The 20,676-nt window shown below is 65.5% G+C and carries 26 protein-coding genes; 12 read left to right on the forward strand and 14 right to left on the reverse strand.

Annotated features, from left to right (window positions below; all coding sequences use genetic code 11):
- Positions 1–35: 35 nt before the first annotated feature.
- Positions 36–1,073 (reverse strand): rod shape-determining protein, encoded by a 1,038-nt coding sequence (locus tag P0645_RS14445; RefSeq protein WP_284165290.1) that lies wholly within the window; start codon positions 1,071–1,073, stop codon positions 36–38.
- A 247-nt stretch (positions 1,074–1,320) separates the two neighbouring features.
- Between P0645_RS14445 and P0645_RS14450 the strand changes: the two genes are divergently transcribed.
- Positions 1,321–2,079: an SDR family NAD(P)-dependent oxidoreductase gene (locus P0645_RS14450; protein ID WP_284165291.1), complete on the forward strand. Its 759-nt coding sequence runs from the start codon at positions 1,321–1,323 to the stop codon at positions 2,077–2,079.
- Positions 2,080–2,150: 71 nt separating this feature from the next.
- Here the strand turns inward: P0645_RS14450 and P0645_RS14455 are convergent, their stop codons facing one another.
- From P0645_RS14455 to def (P0645_RS14470), 4 genes are all read right to left on the reverse strand, one after another.
- Positions 2,151–2,387 (reverse strand): GlsB/YeaQ/YmgE family stress response membrane protein, encoded by a 237-nt coding sequence (locus tag P0645_RS14455; protein WP_284165393.1) that lies wholly within the window; start codon positions 2,385–2,387, stop codon positions 2,151–2,153.
- A gap of 56 nt (positions 2,388–2,443) precedes the next feature.
- Complete coding sequence (gene fmt / locus P0645_RS14460) at positions 2,444–3,340, reverse strand: methionyl-tRNA formyltransferase (protein WP_284165292.1); 897 nt, start codon at positions 3,338–3,340, stop codon at positions 2,444–2,446.
- A gap of 172 nt (positions 3,341–3,512) precedes the next feature.
- A complete protein-coding gene (gene def, locus P0645_RS14465) occupies positions 3,513–4,016 on the reverse strand; it encodes a peptide deformylase (RefSeq protein ID WP_284165293.1) in 504 nt (167 codons plus the stop codon).
- A gap of 12 nt (positions 4,017–4,028) precedes the next feature.
- Entirely contained in the window at positions 4,029–4,550 is a 522-nt protein-coding gene (def, locus tag P0645_RS14470) for a peptide deformylase (protein WP_284165294.1), read from the reverse strand.
- 178 nt (positions 4,551–4,728) lie between these two features.
- On the opposite strand from def (P0645_RS14470), the gene P0645_RS14475 reads away from it, so the two are divergent.
- On the forward strand, positions 4,729–5,901 hold the full coding sequence (locus P0645_RS14475) for a MalY/PatB family protein (RefSeq protein ID WP_284165295.1): 1,173 nt from the start codon (positions 4,729–4,731) through the stop codon (positions 5,899–5,901).
- The gene (locus P0645_RS14480) at positions 5,898–6,449 is read left to right on the forward strand and encodes a L,D-transpeptidase family protein (RefSeq protein ID WP_349775085.1); all 552 of its coding nucleotides are present in this window, start codon (positions 5,898–5,900) and stop codon (positions 6,447–6,449) included. The genes P0645_RS14475 and P0645_RS14480 overlap by 4 nt, the downstream gene beginning before the upstream one ends.
- A 92-nt stretch (positions 6,450–6,541) precedes the next feature.
- Here P0645_RS14480 and P0645_RS14485 read toward each other — a convergent pair whose 3' ends face one another.
- Positions 6,542–6,892, reverse strand: coding sequence for a hypothetical protein (locus tag P0645_RS14485; RefSeq protein ID WP_284165296.1), 351 nt, complete (start codon positions 6,890–6,892; stop codon positions 6,542–6,544).
- 234 nt (positions 6,893–7,126) lie between these two features.
- Here P0645_RS14485 and P0645_RS14490 point away from each other — a divergent pair, with 234 nt between their 5' ends.
- Both P0645_RS14490 and P0645_RS14495 read left to right on the forward strand, forming a co-directional pair.
- A complete protein-coding gene (locus P0645_RS14490) occupies positions 7,127–8,305 on the forward strand; it encodes a lytic murein transglycosylase (RefSeq protein WP_502855062.1) in 1,179 nt (392 codons plus the stop codon).
- 135 nt (positions 8,306–8,440) lie between these two features.
- The gene (locus P0645_RS14495; protein ID WP_284165297.1) at positions 8,441–10,099 is read left to right on the forward strand and encodes an amidohydrolase; all 1,659 of its coding nucleotides are present in this window, start codon (positions 8,441–8,443) and stop codon (positions 10,097–10,099) included.
- Here P0645_RS14495 and P0645_RS14500 read toward each other — a convergent pair whose 3' ends face one another.
- Complete coding sequence (locus P0645_RS14500) at positions 10,100–10,510, reverse strand: hypothetical protein (RefSeq protein ID WP_284165298.1); 411 nt, start codon at positions 10,508–10,510, stop codon at positions 10,100–10,102.
- Positions 10,511–10,614: 104 nt separating this feature from the next.
- Positions 10,615–11,190, reverse strand: coding sequence for a hypothetical protein (locus tag P0645_RS14505; RefSeq protein ID WP_349775086.1), 576 nt, complete (start codon positions 11,188–11,190; stop codon positions 10,615–10,617).
- A gap of 31 nt (positions 11,191–11,221) precedes the next feature.
- On the opposite strand from P0645_RS14505, the gene P0645_RS19310 reads away from it, so the two are divergent.
- Positions 11,222–11,380, forward strand: coding sequence for a hypothetical protein (locus P0645_RS19310; RefSeq protein WP_349775087.1), 159 nt, complete (start codon positions 11,222–11,224; stop codon positions 11,378–11,380).
- A gap of 111 nt (positions 11,381–11,491) precedes the next feature.
- Here the strand turns inward: P0645_RS19310 and P0645_RS14510 are convergent, their stop codons facing one another.
- Positions 11,492–11,971, reverse strand: a complete 480-nt coding sequence (locus P0645_RS14510) for a hypothetical protein (protein ID WP_284165299.1) — start codon at positions 11,969–11,971, stop codon at positions 11,492–11,494.
- 362 nt (positions 11,972–12,333) lie between these two features.
- Between P0645_RS14510 and rplS the strand changes: the two genes are divergently transcribed.
- The 3 genes from rplS (at position 12,334) to mscL (ending at position 13,550) form a co-directional block, all read left to right on the forward strand.
- The gene (rplS, locus tag P0645_RS14515; protein WP_284165300.1) at positions 12,334–12,708 is read left to right on the forward strand and encodes a 50S ribosomal protein L19; all 375 of its coding nucleotides are present in this window, start codon (positions 12,334–12,336) and stop codon (positions 12,706–12,708) included.
- Positions 12,709–12,719: 11 nt separating this feature from the next.
- A complete protein-coding gene (rpmE, locus tag P0645_RS14520; protein WP_267632968.1) occupies positions 12,720–12,941 on the forward strand; it encodes a 50S ribosomal protein L31 in 222 nt (73 codons plus the stop codon).
- 189 nt (positions 12,942–13,130) lie between these two features.
- A complete protein-coding gene (gene mscL / locus P0645_RS14525) occupies positions 13,131–13,550 on the forward strand; it encodes a large conductance mechanosensitive channel protein MscL (RefSeq protein ID WP_284165301.1) in 420 nt (139 codons plus the stop codon).
- Positions 13,551–13,613: 63 nt separating this feature from the next.
- On the opposite strand, the gene ald is transcribed toward mscL, so the two are convergent.
- Entirely contained in the window at positions 13,614–14,729 is a 1,116-nt protein-coding gene (gene ald / locus P0645_RS14530; RefSeq protein ID WP_284165302.1) for an alanine dehydrogenase, read from the reverse strand.
- 141 nt (positions 14,730–14,870) lie between these two features.
- Here ald and P0645_RS14535 point away from each other — a divergent pair, with 141 nt between their 5' ends.
- Positions 14,871–15,329 carry an Lrp/AsnC family transcriptional regulator gene (locus P0645_RS14535; RefSeq protein ID WP_284165303.1) on the forward strand — a complete coding sequence of 153 codons (459 nt, stop codon included), beginning with the start codon at positions 14,871–14,873 and terminating at the stop codon, positions 15,327–15,329.
- On the opposite strand, the gene P0645_RS14540 is transcribed toward P0645_RS14535, so the two are convergent.
- The 3 genes from P0645_RS14540 to P0645_RS14550 all read right to left on the reverse strand — a co-directional run bounded on the left by P0645_RS14540 (position 15,304) and on the right by P0645_RS14550 (position 18,085).
- Positions 15,304–16,662: a chloride channel protein gene (locus tag P0645_RS14540; protein ID WP_284165304.1), complete on the reverse strand. Its 1,359-nt coding sequence runs from the start codon at positions 16,660–16,662 to the stop codon at positions 15,304–15,306. The genes P0645_RS14535 and P0645_RS14540 overlap by 26 nt on opposite strands.
- Before the next feature lie 86 nt (positions 16,663–16,748).
- Positions 16,749–17,195: a lytic transglycosylase domain-containing protein gene (locus P0645_RS14545; RefSeq protein WP_284165305.1), complete on the reverse strand. Its 447-nt coding sequence runs from the start codon at positions 17,193–17,195 to the stop codon at positions 16,749–16,751.
- A 101-nt stretch (positions 17,196–17,296) separates the two neighbouring features.
- Complete coding sequence (locus tag P0645_RS14550; protein ID WP_284165306.1) at positions 17,297–18,085, reverse strand: exodeoxyribonuclease III; 789 nt, start codon at positions 18,083–18,085, stop codon at positions 17,297–17,299.
- A gap of 131 nt (positions 18,086–18,216) precedes the next feature.
- On the opposite strand from P0645_RS14550, the gene P0645_RS14555 reads away from it, so the two are divergent.
- Entirely contained in the window at positions 18,217–18,759 is a 543-nt protein-coding gene (locus P0645_RS14555; protein WP_284165307.1) for a hypothetical protein, read from the forward strand.
- 7 nt (positions 18,760–18,766) lie between these two features.
- Entirely contained in the window at positions 18,767–20,023 is a 1,257-nt protein-coding gene (locus P0645_RS14560; protein WP_284165308.1) for an MFS transporter, read from the forward strand.
- A 7-nt stretch (positions 20,024–20,030) separates the two neighbouring features.
- On the opposite strand, the gene P0645_RS14565 is transcribed toward P0645_RS14560, so the two are convergent.
- Positions 20,031–20,672, reverse strand: a complete 642-nt coding sequence (locus P0645_RS14565; protein WP_284165309.1) for an HAD family hydrolase — start codon at positions 20,670–20,672, stop codon at positions 20,031–20,033.
- Between the last annotated feature and the right edge of the window lie 4 nt (positions 20,673–20,676).

Genomic DNA, 20,676 nt, shown 5'->3' on the forward strand with positions numbered 1-20,676 from the left:
CGGCCCCTCAGGCGGCTGTCAGCGGGCGCGGAGTATCAGCTGTCGTAGTCGATGACGTGCTTCAGCTGCTTTTCATATTCAAGCGCCTTGCCGGTGCCGAGGGCAACACAATTCAGCGACTGGTCGGCGATGGAAATCGAAAGCCCCGTCTGTTCGCGCAGCGCCAGATCCAGCTCGCCCAGCAGCGCCCCGCCCCCCGTCAGCATCACGCCCCGGTCGACGATGTCGGCCGCCAGGTCCGGCGGCGTCGTCTCGAGCGCCGTCATCACCGCCTCGCAGATCTGCTGCACCGGTTCCGCCAAAGCCTCGGCCACCTGCGCCTGGTTGATCTCGATCTCCTTCGGCACGCCGTTCAGAAGGTCGCGCCCGCGCACATGCATAGAGGCACCGCGCCCGTCGTCGGGCATCCGCGCCGTGCCGATCGAGGTCTTGATCCGCTCGGCCGTCGATTCGCCGATCAGGAGGTTCTGCTGGCGGCGCAGGTAGGAAATGATCGCCTCGTCCATCCGGTCGCCACCGACACGGACCGAGCGTGCATAGACGATGTCGCCCAACGACAGGACCGCGACTTCAGTGGTACCGCCGCCGATATCGACGACCATGTTGCCCGTGGGTTCGGTGATCGGCATGCCCGCGCCGATGGCCGCCGCGATCGGCTCGGCGATCAGACCTGCGCGCCGCGCCCCCGCCTGGATGACCGAATTGCGGATCGCGCGCTTCTCGACCGGCGTCGCGCCATGCGGCACGCAGACGATAACTTTGGGCTTCGGCCAGCTCGTGCGCATCACCTTGCGGATGAAATGCTTGATCATCTCTTCGGCGGCCTCGAAATCGGCGATGACGCCCTCGCGCATCGGGCGGATCGCCTCGATCGTGCCGGGCGTGCGGCCGAGCATGAGCTTGGCATCCTCACCGACCGCCAGAACCTGCTTCTTGCCGCCCTTGATATGATAGGCCACGACCGAAGGTTCGTTGAGGATGATCCCCTTGCCCTTCACATAGACGAGCGTGTTCGCGGTCCCGAGGTCGATCGCCATGTCCGACGAAAACAGCCCGCCTAGAAATCCTGCCATGATCTTTTCCGCTACCCCAATAAGTCAATGGCCCGCGACTCGGTGACCGCGCGCAGGCCGGGACCTTATATTGGTCGAACGCCCGGGCAGGAAGGCCAAAGCAGCCCTTCACGCGGGATTCCGCGCGCGCCGCCGCCGCGTCACCCGCGACAAATGTCGAACAGGCCCCTTTGCTTTCACTCTGGTCCAAATATCCTGCGGGGAGCGCGAGGGGTGCAAAACCCCTCGCTTCCAGTCCGGAGGCAGGATGAACGGATTTCGGGACAGGATCGCCATCGTCACCGGCGCGGGCAGCGAAGAGGGGATCGGTTTCGCGGTGGCGCGCGCGCTGGCCGAAGCGGGCGCAAGGGTCGCTGTCACAGCGACCACGGAAAGGATCTTCGACCGCGCGGCCGAACTTGGCCCCGGTCACGCGGGCTTCATTGCCGACCTGACCGATGCCGGAGCCGCGAACCGCCTCGTGGCCGAGGTCACCGAAAGGCTCGGCCCGCCCGCGATCCTCGTCAACAATGCGGGCATGGTCCAGACCGGCCGCACCCACCGGCTGCGGCGGATCGAGGCGACCGGCGATGAGGATTGGCGCCGCGATCTCGACCTCAATGTCACGACCGCCTTCCACATGATCCGCGCCACCCTGCCAGCCATGCAGGCGGCGGGCTATGGCCGTATCGTGAATGTCGCCTCGGTCACGGGTCCGGTTGTCGCCATCGAAAAGGCGGCGGGCTACGGCGCCGCCAAGGCCGCGATGTGCGGCCTGACGCGCGGCGTCGCGCTGGAAAACGCCCGGCACCGCATCACCTGCAATGCGGTGCTGCCGGGCTGGATCGCCACCGGATCGTCCAGCAAGGCCGAGATCGCGGCGGGCAGGCGCAGCCCGACCGGCCGCCCCGGCACCCCGGGCGAGGTCGCCGCCTGCTGCCTCTTCCTCGCCAGCGCCGGGGCGTCTTACGTCAATGGCGCGATGCTGGTGGTCGACGGCGCCAATTCGATCGTCGAGATGAAGTGAGGGCGCCCAAGAATTTTCCAAAATTCTTGGCAAAATCCTTCACGAAGGATTTTGCGCCCCGCCGCCCTGCCTCAGGACCCGAAATAGCGCTGCCAGAGCCAGATGAGCAGCATGGCGCCGAGGATCGCGCCGACGAAGCCCGCCGCCCATCCGGCGATGACGGCAAGGAACCGGATCAAGAGGCCGCCCGCCAGCGCGCCGAGGATGCCGATGGCGATGGTCGTGCCAACGTCGGCCTCGACCTTCATCAGCCGGGTGGCGATGAACCCTGCGGCGGTGCCGACGATCAGCATGGCAAGGATGGGCATCATGGCGTTGGCTCCTCCTGGCCGGAATATGGGAACGGTGCGCGCGGTTGTGAAGGTCAGCCGATCCGCTCGGGCAGCACCAGACCGCGCAACAGTTCGTCCGCCGCCATCGGGCGCTTGCCCTCCCTTTGCGCCAGCGTGACCTCGACCGCGCCCTCGGCGCAGGCAATGGTCAGGCCGCGCAGCACCGCGCCGGGGGCGCCCGCGCCACTCGCAAGGCGCGAACGCAAAAGCTTCACCCGCTCGCCCGCCACATCGCACCAGGCGCCGGGGAAGGGCGACAGGCCGCGGATCTGGCGGTCCACCTCCGCCGCAGGCCGGGTCCAGTCGATGCGCGCCTCGGCCTTGTCGATCTTGCGGGCGTAGGTGACGCCTTCCTCGGGCTGTGCTTCGGGGCTCAGACCGTCGAGCCTATCGAGCGTCTCGACGATCATCGCCGCGCCCATCTCCGCGAGCCGGTCATGCAGGTCGCCGGTCGTTTCGTCCGCCCCGATCGGGGTCGCGCGACGCAAGAGAACCGGCCCGGTGTCGAGCCCTTCCTCCATCTGCATGATGCAGATGCCGGTCTCGGGGTCGCCCGCCATCACCGCCCGGTGGATCGGCGCCGCGCCGCGCCAGCGCGGCAGGAGAGAGGCATGGATGTTCAGGCATCCCTTGCGCGGCGCCTCGAGCACCGCTTTCGGCAACAGAAGGCCATAGGCCACGACAACGGCGACATCGGCCTGAAGGGCGGCAAGCGCCGCGATGTCGGCCGGATCGCGGAAGTTGACCGGGTGGCGTACGGCAAGGCCAAGCTCCTCGGCGGCCTGATGGACCGCAGATGGCCTGTCCTTCTTGCCGCGTCCGGCGGGACGGGGCGGCTGGCTGTAGACCGCGGCGATCTCGTGCCGGGCAGCGAGCGCGCGCAGCGCCGGCACCGAGAAATCCGGCGTGCCCATGAAGATCAGCCGCATGGCGATACTGCTCCGTCGGGAACCTGCCCCCCCTCCCCATCCCTCCCCCGCAAGGGGGGAGGGAGGCGCGGGGCCGGCACTGTGGCACAGGTCCCGATCGCCCTGTCGGCTCCCCTCCCCCTTGTGGGGAGGGGATGGGGGTGGGGGGGCGTCACGCGGCTGCGCAAGAAACTCATCCCTGCCGCCTCAGCTTGTCGGCCTTGGCGACCAGCATCTTCTTTCTCAGCGGCGAGAGGTGGTCGATGTACATCTTGCCGTTCAGATGGTCGATCTGATGCTGAACGCTCGTGGCCCAGAGCCCGACGAAATCGCGGTCCTCGATCTCGCCCGCCTCGTTCAGGAACCGCACCGTCACTGCGCGCGGCCGGTCGATATGGGCGGAAACGCCGGGCAGGTTGGGGCTCGCTTCCTCGTGCTTCCTCAGCTGGATCGAGGCATGCAGCACTTCGGGATTGGCCATCCTGACCGCCTGACCGCGCTTTTCCGACGCGTCGACGACCGCGAGCCGCAGCATGATGCCGATCTGCGGCGCGGCGAGGCCGACGCCCGGCATTGCCTCCATCGTCTCGACCATGTCGTCCCAGATCATGCGGACGGTTTCGGTGATGGCGCCGACCGGTTCGGCCGGGGTGCGCAGCCGTTTGTCGCCATAGGGCACGAAAGGGCGGACCGCCATCAGCCGCGCACCCTAACCACGCGCCCGGTCGCGTTTCAGCTTTTCCATCTTGCGGGTGATGAGCTGGCGCTTGAGCGGCGAGAGATAATCGATGAAGAGCTTGCCATCGAGATGGTCGATCTCGTGTTGGGCACAGGTCGCCCAGAGGCCGGTGAAATGCTCTTCCTGTTCCTTGCCATCAAGCCCTGTCCAGCGCACGCGCACCTCCGCCGGACGCGTCACCTCGGCATATTGTTCGGGGATCGACAGGCAGCCTTCCTCGTAGACGTTCGTCTCGGCCGAAGTCCAGGTGACGGCGGGATTGATCAGCACCATCGGGCGCGGCGCGGCCTCGGGGTCCTTCACGCAATCCATCACGAACATGCGCGCCAGAAGCCCGACCTGCGGCGCGGCAAGGCCCACGCCGGGGGCGTCATACATTGTTTCCAGCATGTCCTCGGCCGCCTGCATCAGATCGTCCGTGATCTCGGTCACGGGCGGGCAAGCCTTCTTCAGGCGAGGATCGGGGTGGATGAGGATCGGGCGCAGGGTCATGGCCCGGGATTTAGGCCAGAGCGTCCGTTTGCGCAATGGCGCGCCGCGCGGTCGGACCAGGGATTGTCGCCAATACAATATTCCCCGGACTTCGCCGTTCTCAGGCGCGGGCTTTTCGGCTAAGGCGGGACAAACCCGTGCGGGACAGGCACCCCGCGCCCGAAAGACCGGAGAGACCATGGATTTCGACCGTATCATCGACCGCCGCGGCACCCATTCGGTGAAATGGGACATGATGCAGGCCGCCTATGGCGTCAGCCCCGAGGACGGGATCGCCATGTGGGTGGCCGACATGGATTTCGCCCCGCCAGCCTCGGTCCAGCGCGCGGTCGAGGCGATGGCAGCGCACGGGGTTTACGGCTATTTCGGCGATGACCGCGCCTATCTGGACGCGATCGGCTGGTGGATGCGCGAACGCCACGGCTGGACGGTCGATCCGTCGTGGATCTTCACCACCCATGGCCTCGTGAACGGCACATCGATGTGCATCGACGCCTTCACCAAGCCCGGCGATGGCGTGGTGCTGACGACGCCGGTCTATCATGCCTTCGCCCGTGTCATCAAAGCCTCGGACCGACAGGTCGTCGAGTGCCGCCTGAAGAACGGGGCCGGGCGCTACGAGATGGATTTCGACGCCTGGGATGCGCAGATGACCGGGCGCGAGACGATGTTCATCCTCTGCTCGCCCCACAATCCCGGCGGCCGGGTCTGGACAGAGGCGGAGTTGAAAGGCGTGGCCGACTTCTGCAGGCGGCATGACCTGATCCTCGTTTCCGACGAGATTCACCACGATCTGGTCTATCCCGGCCGCAGGCATACGGTCATGGCCAAGGCCGCGCCGGAAATCATCGACCGGCTGGTGATGATGACGGCGACGACCAAGACCTTCAACATCGCGGGCTGCCATTCGGGCAATGTGATCATCCCCGACGAGGCGCTGAGGAAGGCCTTCGGCAAAAGGATGATGGCCATGGGCATCTCGCCCAATTCCTTCGGGATGAATATGGCCGAAGCGGCCTACAGCCCCGGAGGCGCCGCCTGGGTCGATCAGCTGATGACCTATCTCGACGGCAACCGGAAGATCTTCGACGCGGGCATCGCCGCCATTCCGGGCCTTGCCTCGATGAGGCTTGAGGCCACCTATCTTGCCTGGGTGGATTGCAGCGGAACCGGCATGGGAGCAGAGGAGTTCACAGCGCGCGTCGAGAAGGACGCGCGGATCGCGGTGAACCACGGGGCCACCTTCGGGTCGGGCGGCGAAAGCTTCCTGCGCTTCAACATCGCCACGCCGCGCGCCCGGGTCGAGGAAGCGGTCGCGCGGCTGCAAACGGCCTTCGCCGATCTGCAGTGAGCGGCATCCGGCGCTTCGTCCGGCTCATGATCTGGCTCGCCGCCCTTCTGGCGGCGCTGGTCGCGCTCGGCCTCTGGTCGGGCGTCAGGCCGCCGCCCGTCCCGCCGGTCGAACGGGTGCCGTTGACCGGGCAGGTGGACCTGATCCTGGTGGAAAAGGCGGCACGGCGCCTGACGGTCTTTCGGGATGGCGAACGCTTGCGGACCTATCCGATCGCGCTCGGTTTCGCGCCGACGGGTGACAAGGTAAGGCAGGGCGACGGCAAGACCCCGGAAGGACGTTTCCGGATCGACCGGCGCAATGACAAAAGCCGCTTTCACCTATCGCTCGGCCTCGATTATCCGCAGGCCGAGGATCGCGCCCGCGCCGCGGCGGGCGGCTACGACCCGGGCGGCGATATCATGATCCACGGCCAGCCGAACGCCTTCTTCGGCAAGGCGACCCTGACCCGCGACTGGACGGCGGGCTGCATCGCGCTGGCCGATGCCGATATCGAGGAACTCTGGCGCATCACGCGGGTCGGAACCGAGGTCGAGGTCCGGCCCTGACGGGCGCCGCCCGGCACCCTCCTTGAGCACTTCGTGCACGCGTCGGGGCCTCCCCGCGAGGAGTGCCCGCAGGGCTCGACGAGCCCCGCCGGTCAGTGCCGGGTCAGATAGCCCATTGGCGCGTCATCCTCGCGCACATAGTCCAGCGCCGGACGGTCGCTGGCCGCCGTATGCCACTTCATCGTGCAGATCAGTTCGCCATCGACAATCTCGGACGCAATGATCAGGCATTGCCAGCGATGCCGCGCCCCGTCGTAGACATCGACGATGCCGCGCAGATGATCCACCTCCGCGGCATCGAGCGTGAACCCGTCCGGCAGCATCCTGAGAACCGGATAAGTCTCATCTCCCGCGGTGATCGTCATCCGCGTGCGCTTCTTCAGCGCCTGCTTGCGGGCGGCCTCCATCTCGGCCCTGATTTCACGCGACAGAAAATCCGACATCTTCCCCTCCGCACCTACACACGCAGGCAAGTCTGCGCCCGGGCGGCCTTCATCCCTAGTTAACTGGGAAATCTGTAAGCAATGTGAAGAGGATAGGGCACCTCATGCCGCATTGTTGAAGAATTGTGTAGAAATTGTCGCACTTTCGGCGCCGGTCGGGAGGACCGGCCTTCTGGTTGACGCGCGGGATAGTGCCGCTAGGCTGCGCCCGCCTGTTGACCGAAGGATCTATCCGTGCGCCCCTCCAAGCTTGCCACTGCCCTTGCGGCGACGCTCTGTTCGATGCCCTTGGCCGCCCAGGCCCAGTGCGGCGGCTCCTTCGACAGTTTTGTCGCTGGCATACGCGACGAGGCGATCGCGCGCGGACATGATCCGGCCCGGGTGAAGAGCTTCCTCGCGGGCGCCCGCATCGACAAGAAGGTGCTGGGCGCCGACCGTAGCCAGGGCGTCTTCCGCAAGACCTTCCTCGAATTCTCGCAGTCGTTGATCTCGAAGAACCGCCTCGTCACCGGCAAGAGCCGGGCCGAGACATATGCCGCGACCTTCGACCGGATCGAACGCGAATATGGCGTCTCGCGCGGCGTGCTTCTGGCCTTCTGGGGGCTCGAGACCGATTTCGGGCAGGTGCAGGGCGATTACAATACGCTGAACGCGCTGATGACGCTGGCGCATGATTGCCGCAGGCCCGAACTGTTCCGCCCGCAGGTCTTCGCCGCGCTGGAACTCTACGGGCGCGGCGATTTCGATCCGGCGCAGACCAAAGGCGCCTGGGCGGGCGAGATCGGGCAGGTACAGATGCTGCCGGATGACATTCTGCGCAATGGTATCGACGGCGACGGCGATGGCCACGTCGACATGAAAGGCTCCTCGCCCGATGCGCTGATGTCGGCGGCGAAGATGCTCAAAGGTCTCGGCTGGCGCGCGGGCGAACCCTGGCTGCAGGAGGTGGTCGTGCCTGCGGGTCTCGACTGGTCGAAGACCGGGCTCAATCATGAATTGCCCACGTCGGACTGGGCGGCGATGGGCGTCACGGCGCGCAATGGCGCTCTTGCGCGCGGGCTTCAGGGATCGGTCCTCTTGCCGATGGGTCGCAAGGGCCCGGCCTTCATGGCCTACCCGAATTTCCGCATCTATTTCGAATGGAACAAGAGCTTCATCTATGTGACGACGGCGGCCTATTTCGCCACCCGGCTGGAAGGCGCGCCGGTGATGGACGCGGGCAGCCCCGAGAAGGGTCTGGGCCCGGACGAGATGAAGCGCCTGCAGGAGAAGCTCGCCGCGCGCGGCCATGACGTGGGCAAGATCGACGGCATCCTCGGCGAAAAGACCCGCGAGGCCGTTCAGACCGAACAGGAACGGCTCGGCCTGCCCGCCGACGCCTGGCCGACACGGGCGCTTCTCGACGCACTTTGAAGGACGGGCCGCTCGTCGGCCCTCTCAGGCCTCCTCGCTGAGATATCGCAGCGAAGAAAGCCCGCCCGGGCTTGATGAGCGGCCGCTTTTCTGCAAGCGTCGCAGCGGACATTTGATCAATTTCCGGGTTCCGCCATGACGCCCCATCTGATCCTTACGAACGCCCGCATCCTGACGATGGACGCCGCCCACCCGCGCGCGGGCGCCATAGCGCTGGCTGGCGAACGCATCCTCGCCCTCGGCGCGCCGTCGGTGATCGAACCGATGGCCGGACCGGGGACGGACGTGATCGACTGCAAGGGCGCGACGCTACTGCCCGGTTTCGTCGAAAGCCATCTGCATCTGATCTTCGGCGGGGCGGAACTGTCGCATCTGCATCTGACCGGGATCGAGGGCGAAGAGGCGCTGACCCGGGCCTTCCGCGTCTTCGCCGAAAAGCATCCCGACCGGCCGCTCCTGATGGCGCAGGGCGGGCATTATGCGCTTCTCGACCATCCGATGAGCCGACATGACCTGGACCGGATGATCGCCGATCGGCCGATCGCGATCATGGCGCATGACCATCACACCGTCTGGGCCAACACCGCCGCATTGAAGGCGGCGGGCATCCTTGGCGGTCTCAAGACTCCGCCGGGGCATGAGGTGGTGATGGGGGCTGACGGCCTCGCTACCGGCGAGCTGCTGGAATTCGAGGCTTTCGCGCCCATCGTCGCCTATAACGGCGAGGCGCGGATCGGCCTTGGCATTGCGACCGGCGCCGAACCTTCGCCTTGGCCCGCTGACGCCGAAATGGCCATCGACCGGCGCGCGGCGGCGGCTGGCCTTGCCCATGCGGCGCGCCATGGCATCACATCGATGGTGAACATGGATGGCAATCTCTATTCACTGGAACTTCTGAGAAGTCTTCAGAAGGAAGGCGGGCTGACCGCGCGGGTCAAGGTGCCCTTCCATTTCAAGCCGCACATGGATCTGTCGGAGCTTGACCGGGCCGACCACATGACGCGGGCCTTCAATGACGATTGGCTGACCTCGGGCTTCGTGAAGATGTTCATGGATGGCGTCGTCGACAGCCGCACTGCCTATATGCTGAACGACTATCCCGGCCATCCAGGCCAACGGGGCGAGCCGCTGTTCCCCGGCCCCCGCTTCAATGAGATCGCGACCGAGATCGACCGGCGCGGCCTGCAGATCGCCGTCCATGCCATCGGCGACGGCGCGGTGCGCACGACGATCGACGGCTATGAGGCGGCGCAGAGGGCCAACGGCCACCGCGACAGCCGCCATCGGATCGAACATATCGAACTGATCGACCCCGCCGACATTCCGCGTCTCGGCGCGCTCGGTATCACCGCCTCGGTCCAGCCGGTCCATGCGCCGGGCGCGATGGATTTCGCGCTGGAACCGACGATCCACACGGTCGGCCTCGACCGGCTGAAGGATGCCTATCTCTGCCGCACGCTGGCAGAGGCGGGTGCGCCATTGGCCTTTGCCTCCGACTGGCCGGTGACCGATATCAATGTCATCCGCGGGATCGGCGCGCAGATGTGCCGCCGCCCCTATGCCGCCCCCGGCGCCACCGACCAGCGCGTCAGCCTTGCGGAGACGCTCTACGCCTATACAGCGGGCGGCGCCTGGGCGGCGCATCGCGAGGGGCTGGTGGGGACGCTCCGCCCCGGCATGGCGGCCGATGTCGTGGTGCTGACAGGCGATATCGAAAACACCCCGGCCGAAGAGATCGCCAGCCTCGACGTGGCGCTGACCGTCGCGGGCGGCCGGATCACCTGGCGCGCCTGATCAATCGGCCTCGTAGGGCGATGTGCCACCGAGGCTGTCATTCGTATGGGCGATCAGCAGGTCCACAAGGCAGGCCTTGTCGGCGCAGGCATCGCGCGCCTCGATAAAGGAATCATCAAGCGGCGGGTCGGAATGGTCGGTCTCGGTCCCGGTCGCATTTTCGACGGCATAGACCCAGGCCCAACTGTCCAGAAGCCCCATCTGCCAAAGCGCGTCATCCTCGCACATCAGCCTGTGGGCGGCGATGGTCGGCGCGTCGCAAGACATATCCGACAGCACGTCATGATAGGACGATAGCCCCGCCTGCGCGGCATGCACCTTGGCCGGGTCGGGAAGGTCCGCGGACTGCGCCGGCAGCGCGATGGTAGTGGCGAAAAGCAGCGCCGCCAGGGGGCAATGAAACGCTCTCACATCGGACTTCCCTTCTTGTGGCCGGCCAAGACGCGGCGGTTGTGGCAGAGCAATAGCGCCCGTTTCAGGGAAAAAACAGGCAGGAATTCCACCATGGCGGCCGCTCAGACAATCTCCGACAGCGATTTTCCCACCCGGAACGGCGCCGCGAAAGCGATCATGGCAAGCGCAAGGACCTGGATTTTCAGGAAGATCGAGCGGGAACGCAGGTAGTCCCATTCCTCCTTCAGCGCCACGACATCAGCGATAAGCTCCTCATAGCTCATCGCCAGAACCTGAAATTCCGCTGCTACCGGCGCCCGGCCGTTCGTACGCAAGGCCGCAATGGCTGCGCCCGTCGCCTCGTCCCGCGCGGTGAAGGCAAGGATTTCCTGTGTATCGAACGCATCCGCCTCGGCGGCCATGCCCGCCATTTCCTCGCCGCCGCCAAACAGCGTCAGCCGCTGCAGGGGCGCTGCCATATGGGTGATGTCGAGGAAGAGCGGCAAGTCGCGGTTGAGCGCGGTCGAGGCAGAGAGGTAATCGGCCTTGTCGCACAAGGGAACCAGAAGCGCGTCCGGCACCTCGCACCAGGCCAGCCGAAAGCGCGCCGCATCGCGGTCGAAGGCGCGGCTTGCGGCATAGGCAAGGTCGATCTGCCGCTCGATCCGCGCGGTATCGGCCCGGTAAAGCCCGGCCATCACCGCGGCAACGGCGCCGAAGCCGCCCAGAATGACCCAGATAAAATCCGCGACCCGCCAAGCCCTGTGGCCTGTGGCCCGCAGGTTTCGTCAGGATGAAAAGCCACCCGAGTGTGCCCGCCGCGACGGCGCCGAGGATGATCAGAAGCTGGTTGTCGAGAAGGAAGGACATGAGAGCCTCGCCGGTTGATGCAAGTCTTAGGTCAACCTGTCACCGGCGCAAGCGCTTGGAAGAGTCTCTATCCCCACAGGTTCAAAAGTCTCACGCCTGATGAACCGCTTGGAGTGCCAATATGCGGCATCAGTCTTCGGAATGGGCCAAACCAAATCGCTCGCCATTAAGCGTATGTGTGCAGCATGAACAGAATGGCTTCATGCTATCGGCGACCAATGTGGGATCGACAAGTTGCAGAATGTTCTGCTCGTCCACATAGAGCTTGCTGAAATAGCTGCTCTCGCCGCACCTGAAGTAAGACTCTCTGTCTTCTGCGCGGAGCGCGACCATCCAGAAGATCGGCTCCACACAGTCGATGCGGCTGACGGCCTCACCAAAGGTTAGGTTCCAATCCTGGCCGACCCGCGAAAGAAGAAAACGAAAGAGCGGCGTGTAATCCAGCCCGTGCCTGTGTCCGGAGTGCATCGAGCCCAAGTGGGATTCATTGGCTTTCTCTGCCTTTGTGTTTCGTTCGTGGCGGTAATCCCCGCCGTGACCGTGCCTCACATTGTGGGTTCGGCTGTTTACTTTCCGGTATAGCGGTCTTGGCTTATTTTCCGGGCGCATATCTGTCTCTAGAGACCATCTGCGGCAATGATAGCAACCGAGTCCAACTGCTCAAAGCGCAATGCTTCGGTTGTGATACATCTGGCCCGTCGTATCGCGGAGAACCCGCACTTGACCCCCGCCCCCCTTCCCCCTATACGCCCCCTGTCCGGGGCCCCTAGCGAGTCGTCCGGACCCTTGTGCTTTGGCCGACGCGCCTGCCTTCTTCGGCGGGAACCGGGCCGGGGCGCCGGGATAAAGAGAATGACCCTACCTCTGGCGGGCGCGCGGCCGAAAGGCCCATGCGGACCCGGATGAAGACCGAGAGCTCTGGGATCGTGTCAGACCTTCGCGGACCAACCGCGAGCAGATGAGGAAAAGCGATGGACATTATCGCCCAACTGGAGGCTGAGCAGATCGCCAGCCTCGGGAAGAAGATCCCCGACTTCAAGGCCGGCGACACCGTGCGCGTCGGCTTCAAGGTGACCGAAGGCACCCGGACCCGCGTTCAGAACTATGAAGGCGTGGTGATCAGCCGCAAGGGCGGCGAGACGATCGCGGCCTCGTTCACCGTGCGCAAGATTTCGTTCGGCGAAGGCGTGGAGCGTGTGTTCCCGCTCTATTCGACCAACATCGACACGATCGAAGTGGTCCGCCGTGGCCGCGTGCGCCGCGCCAAGCTTTACTATCTGCGCGAGCGTCGCGGCAAATCGGCCCGGATCGCCGAAGTCACCAACTACAAAGAAAAAGCCGAGTGAGGAGCGGACCGATGAAACAAGGCACTCATCCCGACTACCACTTCATCACCGTGAAGATGACCGACGGTTCGACCTATCAGACCCGTTCGACCTGGGGCAAGGAAGGCGACACGCTGTCGCTCGACATCGACCCGCTGGCGCATCCGGCCTGGACCGGCGGTTCGGCCAAGCTGCTGGATACCGGCGGCCGCGTGTCGAAGTTCAAGAACAAGTACGCGGGCCTCGGTTTCTGAGATCGTCCTGCAGACTGAACCAGACGCCGCCCTTCCGGGGCGGCGTTTTTCTTTGGCGGAGCGGCCGTCACGACGGGGAGACATCATGCAAAATTCCCGCGTGCGCCTTTTCCATCTCATGCTAGAATCAGCGCGCCGTTGCCCGGGGAAACAGACGCGCAGCGGTCAGCAGCAATTGTGGGGACAGAAATGATAAACGAATTCAAGGAGTTCATCGCCAAAGGCAATGTCATGGACATGGCCGTAGGTATCATCATCGGTGCGGCCTTTACGGCCATCGTAACCTCGCTTGTCGGCGACCTGATCAACCCGATCATCGCTCTGGTCACCGGTGGGATAGATTTCTCGAACCTCTTTGTCGTGCTTGGTGATGGCGAATATGCCTCCCTCACGGCAGCGCGTGACGCAGGCGCGGCGGTCTTTGCCTACGGGTCGTTTATCACGGCGGTCATCAACTTCCTGATCATCGCTTTCGTCGTCTTCCTGCTGGTCAAGGCGGTGAACCGGATCAAGGATGCCGCGGTCAAGAAGGAAACTGCGGCCGCTCCTCCTCCCGGCCCGAGCGAGCTGGATGTGCTGCTGCAGATCCGCGATGCGCTGAGGAAGTGATTGCCGGTCAGAAAAGCAAAAAGGCCCGCCAGACGGCGGGCCTTTTCGTTGTGAGCGGTCGTCTTACTTCAGAACGTCGGCCGCATTGACCGTCGGCAGGTTCAGCGCCTGGCCGACGGCGGCGTAGGTCAGCTTGCCGGCATGGACGTTCAGGCCGTTCAGAAGATGCACATCGTCGGCGCAGGCCTGTTTCCAGCCCTTGTCGGCGAGCGCCAGCATGAAGGGCATCGTGGCGTTGCCAAGCGCGAGCGTCGAGGTGCGGGCGACAGCTCCGGGCATGTTGGCCACGCAGTAGTGCATGATGCCGTCGACTTCATAGATCGGGTCCTGGTGGGTGGTGGCCTTCGAGGTCTCAAAACAACCGCCCTGGTCGATGGCGACGTCGACAAGCGCCGCGCCGGGCTTGAGGTCTTTCAGTTGCGCCTTCGAGATCAGCTTGGGCGCAGCCGCGCCCGGGATCAGCACGGCGCCGATGATCATGTCGGCCTGACGGGCCAGCTCGGCCGTGTTGCCTTCGTTGGCATAGGCGTTCTTGAAGGTGCCGCCGAAGACGTCGTCCAGATAGCGCAGGCGCGGGATCGAACGGTCAAGCACGGTCACATCCGCGCCCATGCCCGCGGCGATCTTGGCCGCATGGGTGCCGACAACGCCGCCGCCGATCACGAGCACCCTGGCGGGCGAGACGCCCGGCACGCCGCCGAGCAGAACGCCACGGCCGCCATTGGCCTTCTGCAGCGTCCAGGCGCCGACCTGCGGGGCCAGACGGCCCGCAACCTCGGACATGGGCGCAAGCAGCGGCAGGCCGCCGTTCCTGTCGGTCACGGTTTCATAGGCGATACAGGTCGCGCCGGATTTCAGCAGGTCATGCGTCTGGTCCGGATCGGGCGCGAGGTGGAGGTAGGTAAAGAGGATCTGGCCTTCGCGCAGCATCTTGCGCTCGACCGCCTGCGGTTCCTTGACCTTGACGATCATGTCGGCCTTGGCGAAGACCTCGGCCGCCGTGTCGAGGATCTTGGCGCCGACGGCGGTGTAGTCCGCATCGGCAAAGCCCGCGCCGGTGCCGGCGTTCTTTTCCATATAGACGTCATGGCCGTGGCTGATGGCCTCGCGCGCGGCATTGGGCGTCATGCCGACGCGGAATTCCTGCGGCTTGATTTCCTTGGGGCAGCCGATTTTCATCGTGGATCCTCCGAATGAACGATTGGATCCAGTATGCCGCAGCATGCGCGCAATTGCTTTGCAAAGAACGGTTGTGCTATCGCTACAGCGTCGATTAATGTTCGATGACATTGCCATTTTTTCGAAGAATAGTGCGTAGAAATGGAACTGGACGCAACGGATCACCGCATACTTTCTGCGCTGCAGAAAGAAGGCCGCCTGACGAATGCCGACCTGTCGGAGCGGGTGAACCTGTCGCCCTCGGCCTGCCACCGCCGCGTCGCGCGGCTGGAGGAAGAGGGGTTCATCGCCGGTTATGTGGCGCTTTTGGATGCGCGCCGTATCGGGCGGCCGACGACGGTTTTCGTGGAAATCACTTTGTCCGGCCAGGCCGACGAGGTGCTGGAGGCGTTCGAGACCGAAGTGCGTCGGGTGCCGGACGTGCTGGAATGCCATCTGATGGCCGGGACGGCGGATTACCTGCTGAAGGTCGTGGCGCAGGATACCGACGATTTTGCCCGTATCCACCGCCAGTACCTCGCCCGCCTGCCCGGCGTCGCGCAGATGCATTCCTCTTTCGCGCTTCGCACGGTTTTCAAGACGACGGCGATTCCGGTGTAGCGGCCACTGCCTCGCTCCGCCGCCGCCGGATCGCATCGGCGATCCACAGCCGCGAGAGCGCGTGGTAGAGCGGTTCGGGCGAGATGAGCCGCGACACGCCATAGCCCAGCATCGCCGCCGCCATGATCGGCACGACATTCTCGTGATTGCCCGTCATCTCGACCACGATCACCACGGTCGTCAGCGGCGCTTGCACGACGCCCGCGAAATAGCCCGCCATGCCGAGGATGGCGCCAAGCGTCACGGATGCGCCGAGGATGAGGCTGATCGAGCTGCCAAGGCCCGCCCCCACGGACAGAGAGGGAGCGAAAAGCCCGCCGGGGATGCCCGAGACGGTCGAGGCGAGGGTTGCGATGAACTTCGCAAGGAAGAAGGCGCCGGGCAGCCCGTCGCCCTCGATCGCGCCGCGCGCCTGGTCGTAGCCGGTGCCGAAGGTGGCGCCGCCGGTTGCGACACCGAGGATCGCGACGATCAGCCCGGCGGAACCCGCCACCAGAAGCAGCCGCCGTTCACGCGTGAAGATCTTCGCCCGGCGCAGGCGCGTGACCAGCCCGACGGTGGCGAGGCTGAAAAGCGCGCCCAGAAGCCCGCCCGCGATGCCGGTCGCCGCCACCAGACCCCAGTCGCCGGGGAAGCTCGCGCTCACATGGGTGACGCCGAAATAGGTATAGCTGCCGAGGATCGAAAGCGAGGCGACACCGGCAAGGATCACTGCAGACAGGACAAGGCCGTTCGTGCGGGCCTGATAGGCGCGGCTCATCTCCTCGATGGCGAAGACGATGCCGGCGAGCGGGGTGTTGAAGGCGGCGGCGATCCCGGCGGCCGACCCCGCAAGGATCAGGCCCCGCGCATGCGCCATGCCGCCAAGCCGCCCCGAGGCCAGCATGATTGCCGCGCCCACTTGCACCGTCGGCCCCTCGCGTCCGATCGACGCCCCGGCGAGAAGCCCCGCGAGCGTCAGGGAAATCTTGCCCACGACGATCCGCAAGGTCAGGTAACCGCCGCGATCCTCATCCTCGCGCAGGTGCCGCGCGGCAATGGCCTGCGGAATGCCCGAGCCCTGCGAGCCCGGGAAGAACCGGTCCGCCGCCCAGGCGCAGGCGATGAAGCCAAGGGGCGTCACCAGAAGCGGCAACCAGCGCCGCCAGCCGTCCCCGAAGGCGGTCAGGAACAGGCCGTGCGCCTCGTCGGCCAAAACCGCAAAGCCCGCGCTGATCAGTCCGATCGCAATCGCGCCCGCCCAGAAGACCAGCCGCGCGCGCCACAGCCGCGGCGAGGCGACAAGCGCGCGCGAGCGGCGCATCATCTGGTGTCTGATCAATCCCGGGCGCATCCACGTCCCTTCCCTCCGGTCCGGGATGCAACAGCCAGCCGCAACGGGCAAGGCAAAATCCTGCCTCGCCCTGATTTTGCGCCGGTTCAGGCGACCAGGCCGGTCTCTTTCAGAAGGCCCAGCCGCTTGGCTTCGTAATAATAGCCCTTGGCATACCACATGACCGCACGGTCCTCCTTGCCGCGCGCCACCAGCCAGGCGCCGCGCAGATACTTACCCGCGTACATCAGGTTGGTTTCGGCATCGAGAAGCCCCTCTGGCGTGCCGCGATAGCCCATGGTGCGCGCCGTCTGCGGCAGGATCTGCATCAGGCCCCAATAGGGGCCGTTGCGGGCCGCCGGGTTGTAATTGCTCTCGCGGCGCACGACGCGGTGGAGGAGCGATTCCGGTATGTCATGGATCCGCGCATATTTGCTGATCAGCCGGTTGACGTCCGCCGGGCCCGCGGGCGCGGCGCGGCGGGGCCGGGCGCCGCAGGCGGCAAGCGCTGCAAGGGAAAGGCCAAGGGCCGCGCGACGGGTGACAGATTGCATGTTTCCTCCTTGCCCCGGTCCCTCTTTATTCGAGGACGCCCCGCGCGCCAATCGAGGCGGCGTGGATCGGCAAGAGATCGCCACCGTACCGGCCGCCGGCGTCAGAGATCGAACGCGGCAAAGACCGGCGCATGGTCGGACGGCTGATCCCAGCCGCGCGCGGCGCGCAGGATCCGGCTGCCGTGGCCTGCGTTCGCGATATCGGGCGTGGCCCAGATGTGATCCAGCCTGCGACCCTTGTCGGCCGCGTCCCAGTCGGGCGAGCGGTAGGACCACCAGCTGTAAAGAGTGCCGTTCGGGATATCTTTCCGCGTGATGTCGATCCAGCCGCCCGCCTCCCGCGCGGCGCTCAGGTGATCGACCTCAATGGGCGTGTGGCTGACGATCTTCAGAAGCGCCTTGTGGTTCCAGACATCATCCTCACGCGGCGCGATGTTCAGATCGCCCACGAGGATCGCCTTCTCTGGCCGTTCCTCGCGGAACCAGTCGCGCATATGGGTCAGGAAATCGAGTTTCTGGCCGAACTTCACATTCTCTGCCCGATCGGGAATGTCGCCGCCTGCGGGCACATAGAAATTATGGATCGTGACGCCGTTTTCCAGCCGTCCAGCCACATGGCGGGCGTGGCCGAGGCTGGCGAAATCGTGCGAGCCGGCCAGAGTGATCGGCAGCTTCGACAGGATCGCCACGCCATTGTAGCTTTTCTGGCCCTTCGCCACCCGCCAGCGGTAGCCGAGCGCCTCGAACGCTTCGACGGGGATCTGTTCCTCAAGGCATTTGCATTCCTGCAGGCACAGGATGTCGGGCGCCTCCTCTCCCATCAACTTCGCCACGATCGGTTCGCGCAGGCGCACGGAATTGATGTTCCAGGTGGCGACGGTGAAGGTCATGGGCGGCTCCTCGATGATCGGGCGCGACAATGGCAGCTTGGGCGGGAAAGCGCGAGGCCAAATGCTAGGCCCTTGCCCGGCCCCAATGTGCATGCAAGATGGTTGGCACCGTCCGCCAATGGAAGTGTCTCATGCGCCTTGCCCTTCTCACCGCCCTCCTTGTCGCCCTCGGCCTGCCCGCAGTCGCCCGCCCGCTGACCGAGGCGGAGGCGAAGGCGCTTGAATCCGCGGTGGCGCGCTATGGCCGGGCGACGATGGCGAGAGAGGCCGAGAAAGTGGTGGGTACCATCCCGCCGCGCGTGCTGAATGTTGTCGCGGGCACCGCCGGGATCGAGGCAAGGAAGGTGACAGAGACACTCGTTGCCCAGACGAAAGAGGTGATGAAGACGACGAAGATCACCGATTTCGTCACCGCGCCCGGCCCATGGGAAGGCAATGACGCCACGCTTGCCGACGGGACGGCGGTGGTCTGGGCGGTGGTCCCCGCGCAGTTCGTGGCCGAAGGCGGCGGCAAGAAGACCCTCAACCAGCAGCCGCTTCTGGCGATCGAAGAAGAGGGCACATGGTTTTTCAGCCGGATCGACGGCCCGGCCCAGTTGCAGATCGTCGGTTTCGCCTATCCGTTCGTGACGGGGCTGGAACTGCCGCCCGCCACCTCTGTGCCCGCGAACTGACGGCGCGATGGCGGCCGCTCTCCTTCGCCGCAACCGCAACTATCGTCTGCATTTCACCGCAAGCGTGATCTCGAACCTCGGCGATGGCGTGTCGGTGCTGGCCTTTCCCTGGCTCGCGACGCTGCTCACGCGTGATCCGTTCCTGATTTCCCTGGTCGTGACCGGCGCGCGCCTGCCCTGGTTTCTTTTCGCGCTGCCCGCGGGCGTCTGGACCGACCGCGCCGACCGGCGGCGGATGATGGTCCGGGCCGATCTGGTGCGGATGGTACTGACCTTCGGCGTGATCGCGCTGATCCTCTCGGTGCCCGGTTTGCCGCAGCCCGACACCGCCGGTCCCGCCGCGATCCTCGCGCTTTCGGGCCTCGCCTTCCTCCTCGGTACGGCCGAGGTTCTGCGCGACAATGCTGCGCAGACGCTGATGCCCGCTATCGTCGCGCCCGCCGATCTCGAACGCGCCAACGGTCAGATGTGGAGCGCCGAGCAGGTGATGAACCATTTTATCGGGCCTCCTCTCGCCGGTGCACTGATTGGTCTTGGCATCGCCTGGCCCTTCGGCTTCGACGCAGTGACCTTTGCGGGTGCCGCAGCACTCGTCGCATTAATGGTGCTGCCGCCTGCCTCGCTTCCGCCGCGCCGCCCCTTTCTGGCGGAACTGAAGGAAGGGCTCGCCTGGCTGATGGCCAATCCGCTCATCCGGCGTCTCGCGGTGATCCTCGGGGTGACGAATGCCGTCTTCACCGCCGCCATGACCATGGCCGCGCTTTATGCGCAGGAGATTCTCGGGCTTGACGCCTTCGGCTTCGGCCTCCTCCTGACCACCGGCGCGGCGGGCGGGGTGCTCGCGGGTCTAGCGGGTCCCGCCATCGCCGCGCGCCTCGGGCCGGAAAGGACAGTTCATCTTTCGATGGCGATCTTCACCGGCGCCTATTTCATCCTCGGCCTCTGGCCAACGCTTCCCGGTGCGGCGCTCGGCTTCTTCGGCGATGCGTTCGGCGGGGTCCTGTGGAACGTGGTGACGGTCTCCTACCGCCAAAGGGTGATCCCGCCCGCGCTTCTTGGCCGGGTGAATTCGGTCTATCGTTTCCTCGGCTGGGGGACGATGCCCGCGGGCGCACTCCTCGGCGGGGCGCTCGTCCGCCTGGGCGAGCCGCATCTGGGGCGTGAAACTGCGCTTCTCGCCCCTTTCGTCATCGCCGGGATCGTGACGCTGGGGCTGACGATCTATGGCTTCTTTCGGCTGGGATTCCCCGAAGAACAGCCCTGAGAAGGACCTAGATCAGCCCCGCCGCGCGGGCGCCATCCAGAAGGCTTTCGGCCAGATGATGGGCATGGCGCCCATCCGTCGCCTGCATGTCCGGCACCTGCACCACCACCATCCCGGCGGCTTTCGCCGCCGCCGCACCGGTGTCGCTGTCCTCGAAGGCGATGCAGCGTTCCGGCCGATGGCCCAGACGCGATGCCGCAAGCAGGTAAGGGTCCGGCGCGGGCTTGGGCCGCGTCACGCAATTCACCGTGACAACCGCACCGAAATAGCGATGAAGCCCCGTCTTCGACAGCTTGTGGTCGGCGCTCTTTCGCTGGCTCGATGTCGCAACGGCGCGCGGCAATCCCAGCGCCTCCAGCCGGTCGAGAAGGTCGGTCGCGCCGGGGCGAAGCGGGATGCCCTCCTCCAGCGCGGCAAGGAACAGCCCGTCCCAGCGGCTACCGAATCGCTCGATGGGGAAATCCTCGCCATAGTGAGAGACGAGCGCCCGCGCGCCGGTGGCATTGTCCTTGCCCACGAGGCCTTCGAAAAGCCCGTCCGTCCTTGGCAATCCGAGGTCGGCCAGCGCACGATAGCCTGCCACGATCGCGATCCGCTCGGTATCGAGCAACAGCCCGTCAAGGTCAAAGATCGCGGCATCGTAACGCATTTGC

The organism is Frigidibacter sp. SD6-1, assembly GCF_030143255.1.
Lineage (GTDB): Bacteria > Pseudomonadota > Alphaproteobacteria > Rhodobacterales > Rhodobacteraceae > TMP-24.

What these genes read in the sequence shown, in the direction of transcription:
- P0645_RS14445 (WP_284165290.1), bottom strand. Translation starts at nt 1,073, where the DNA reads ATGGCAGGATTTCTAGGCGGGCTGTTTTCGTCGGACATGGCGATCGAC.
- P0645_RS14545 (WP_284165305.1), bottom strand. Translation starts at nt 17,195, where the DNA reads ATGCAATCTGTCACCCGTCGCGCGGCCCTTGGCCTTTCCCTTGCAGCG.
- rpmE (WP_267632968.1), top strand. Translation starts at nt 12,720, where the DNA reads ATGAAACAAGGCACTCATCCCGACTACCACTTCATCACCGTGAAGATG.
- P0645_RS14535 (WP_284165303.1), top strand. Translation starts at nt 14,871, where the DNA reads ATGGAACTGGACGCAACGGATCACCGCATACTTTCTGCGCTGCAGAAA.
- fmt (WP_284165292.1), bottom strand. Translation starts at nt 3,340, where the DNA reads ATGCGGCTGATCTTCATGGGCACGCCGGATTTCTCGGTGCCGGCGCTG.
- rplS (WP_284165300.1), top strand. Translation starts at nt 12,334, where the DNA reads ATGGACATTATCGCCCAACTGGAGGCTGAGCAGATCGCCAGCCTCGGG.
- P0645_RS14475 (WP_284165295.1), top strand. Translation starts at nt 4,729, where the DNA reads ATGGATTTCGACCGTATCATCGACCGCCGCGGCACCCATTCGGTGAAA.
- def (WP_284165293.1), bottom strand. Translation starts at nt 4,016, where the DNA reads ATGGCGGTCCGCCCTTTCGTGCCCTATGGCGACAAACGGCTGCGCACC.
- P0645_RS14540 (WP_284165304.1), bottom strand. Translation starts at nt 16,662, where the DNA reads ATGCGCCCGGGATTGATCAGACACCAGATGATGCGCCGCTCGCGCGCG.
- P0645_RS14495 (WP_284165297.1), top strand. Translation starts at nt 8,441, where the DNA reads ATGACGCCCCATCTGATCCTTACGAACGCCCGCATCCTGACGATGGAC.
- P0645_RS14550 (WP_284165306.1), bottom strand. Translation starts at nt 18,085, where the DNA reads ATGACCTTCACCGTCGCCACCTGGAACATCAATTCCGTGCGCCTGCGC.
- mscL (WP_284165301.1), top strand. Translation starts at nt 13,131, where the DNA reads ATGATAAACGAATTCAAGGAGTTCATCGCCAAAGGCAATGTCATGGAC.
- P0645_RS14450 (WP_284165291.1), top strand. Translation starts at nt 1,321, where the DNA reads ATGAACGGATTTCGGGACAGGATCGCCATCGTCACCGGCGCGGGCAGC.
- def (WP_284165294.1), bottom strand. Translation starts at nt 4,550, where the DNA reads ATGACCCTGCGCCCGATCCTCATCCACCCCGATCCTCGCCTGAAGAAG.
- P0645_RS14510 (WP_284165299.1), bottom strand. Translation starts at nt 11,971, where the DNA reads ATGCGCCCGGAAAATAAGCCAAGACCGCTATACCGGAAAGTAAACAGC.
- P0645_RS19310 (WP_349775087.1), top strand. Translation starts at nt 11,222, where the DNA reads ATGACCCAGATAAAATCCGCGACCCGCCAAGCCCTGTGGCCTGTGGCC.
- P0645_RS14485 (WP_284165296.1), bottom strand. Translation starts at nt 6,892, where the DNA reads ATGTCGGATTTTCTGTCGCGTGAAATCAGGGCCGAGATGGAGGCCGCC.
- P0645_RS14555 (WP_284165307.1), top strand. Translation starts at nt 18,217, where the DNA reads ATGCGCCTTGCCCTTCTCACCGCCCTCCTTGTCGCCCTCGGCCTGCCC.
- P0645_RS14455 (WP_284165393.1), bottom strand. Translation starts at nt 2,387, where the DNA reads ATGCCCATCCTTGCCATGCTGATCGTCGGCACCGCCGCAGGGTTCATC.
- ald (WP_284165302.1), bottom strand. Translation starts at nt 14,729, where the DNA reads ATGAAAATCGGCTGCCCCAAGGAAATCAAGCCGCAGGAATTCCGCGTC.
- P0645_RS14560 (WP_284165308.1), top strand. Translation starts at nt 18,767, where the DNA reads ATGGCGGCCGCTCTCCTTCGCCGCAACCGCAACTATCGTCTGCATTTC.
- P0645_RS14565 (WP_284165309.1), bottom strand. Translation starts at nt 20,672, where the DNA reads ATGCGTTACGATGCCGCGATCTTTGACCTTGACGGGCTGTTGCTCGAT.
- P0645_RS14505 (WP_349775086.1), bottom strand. Translation starts at nt 11,190, where the DNA reads ATGGCCGGGCTTTACCGGGCCGATACCGCGCGGATCGAGCGGCAGATC.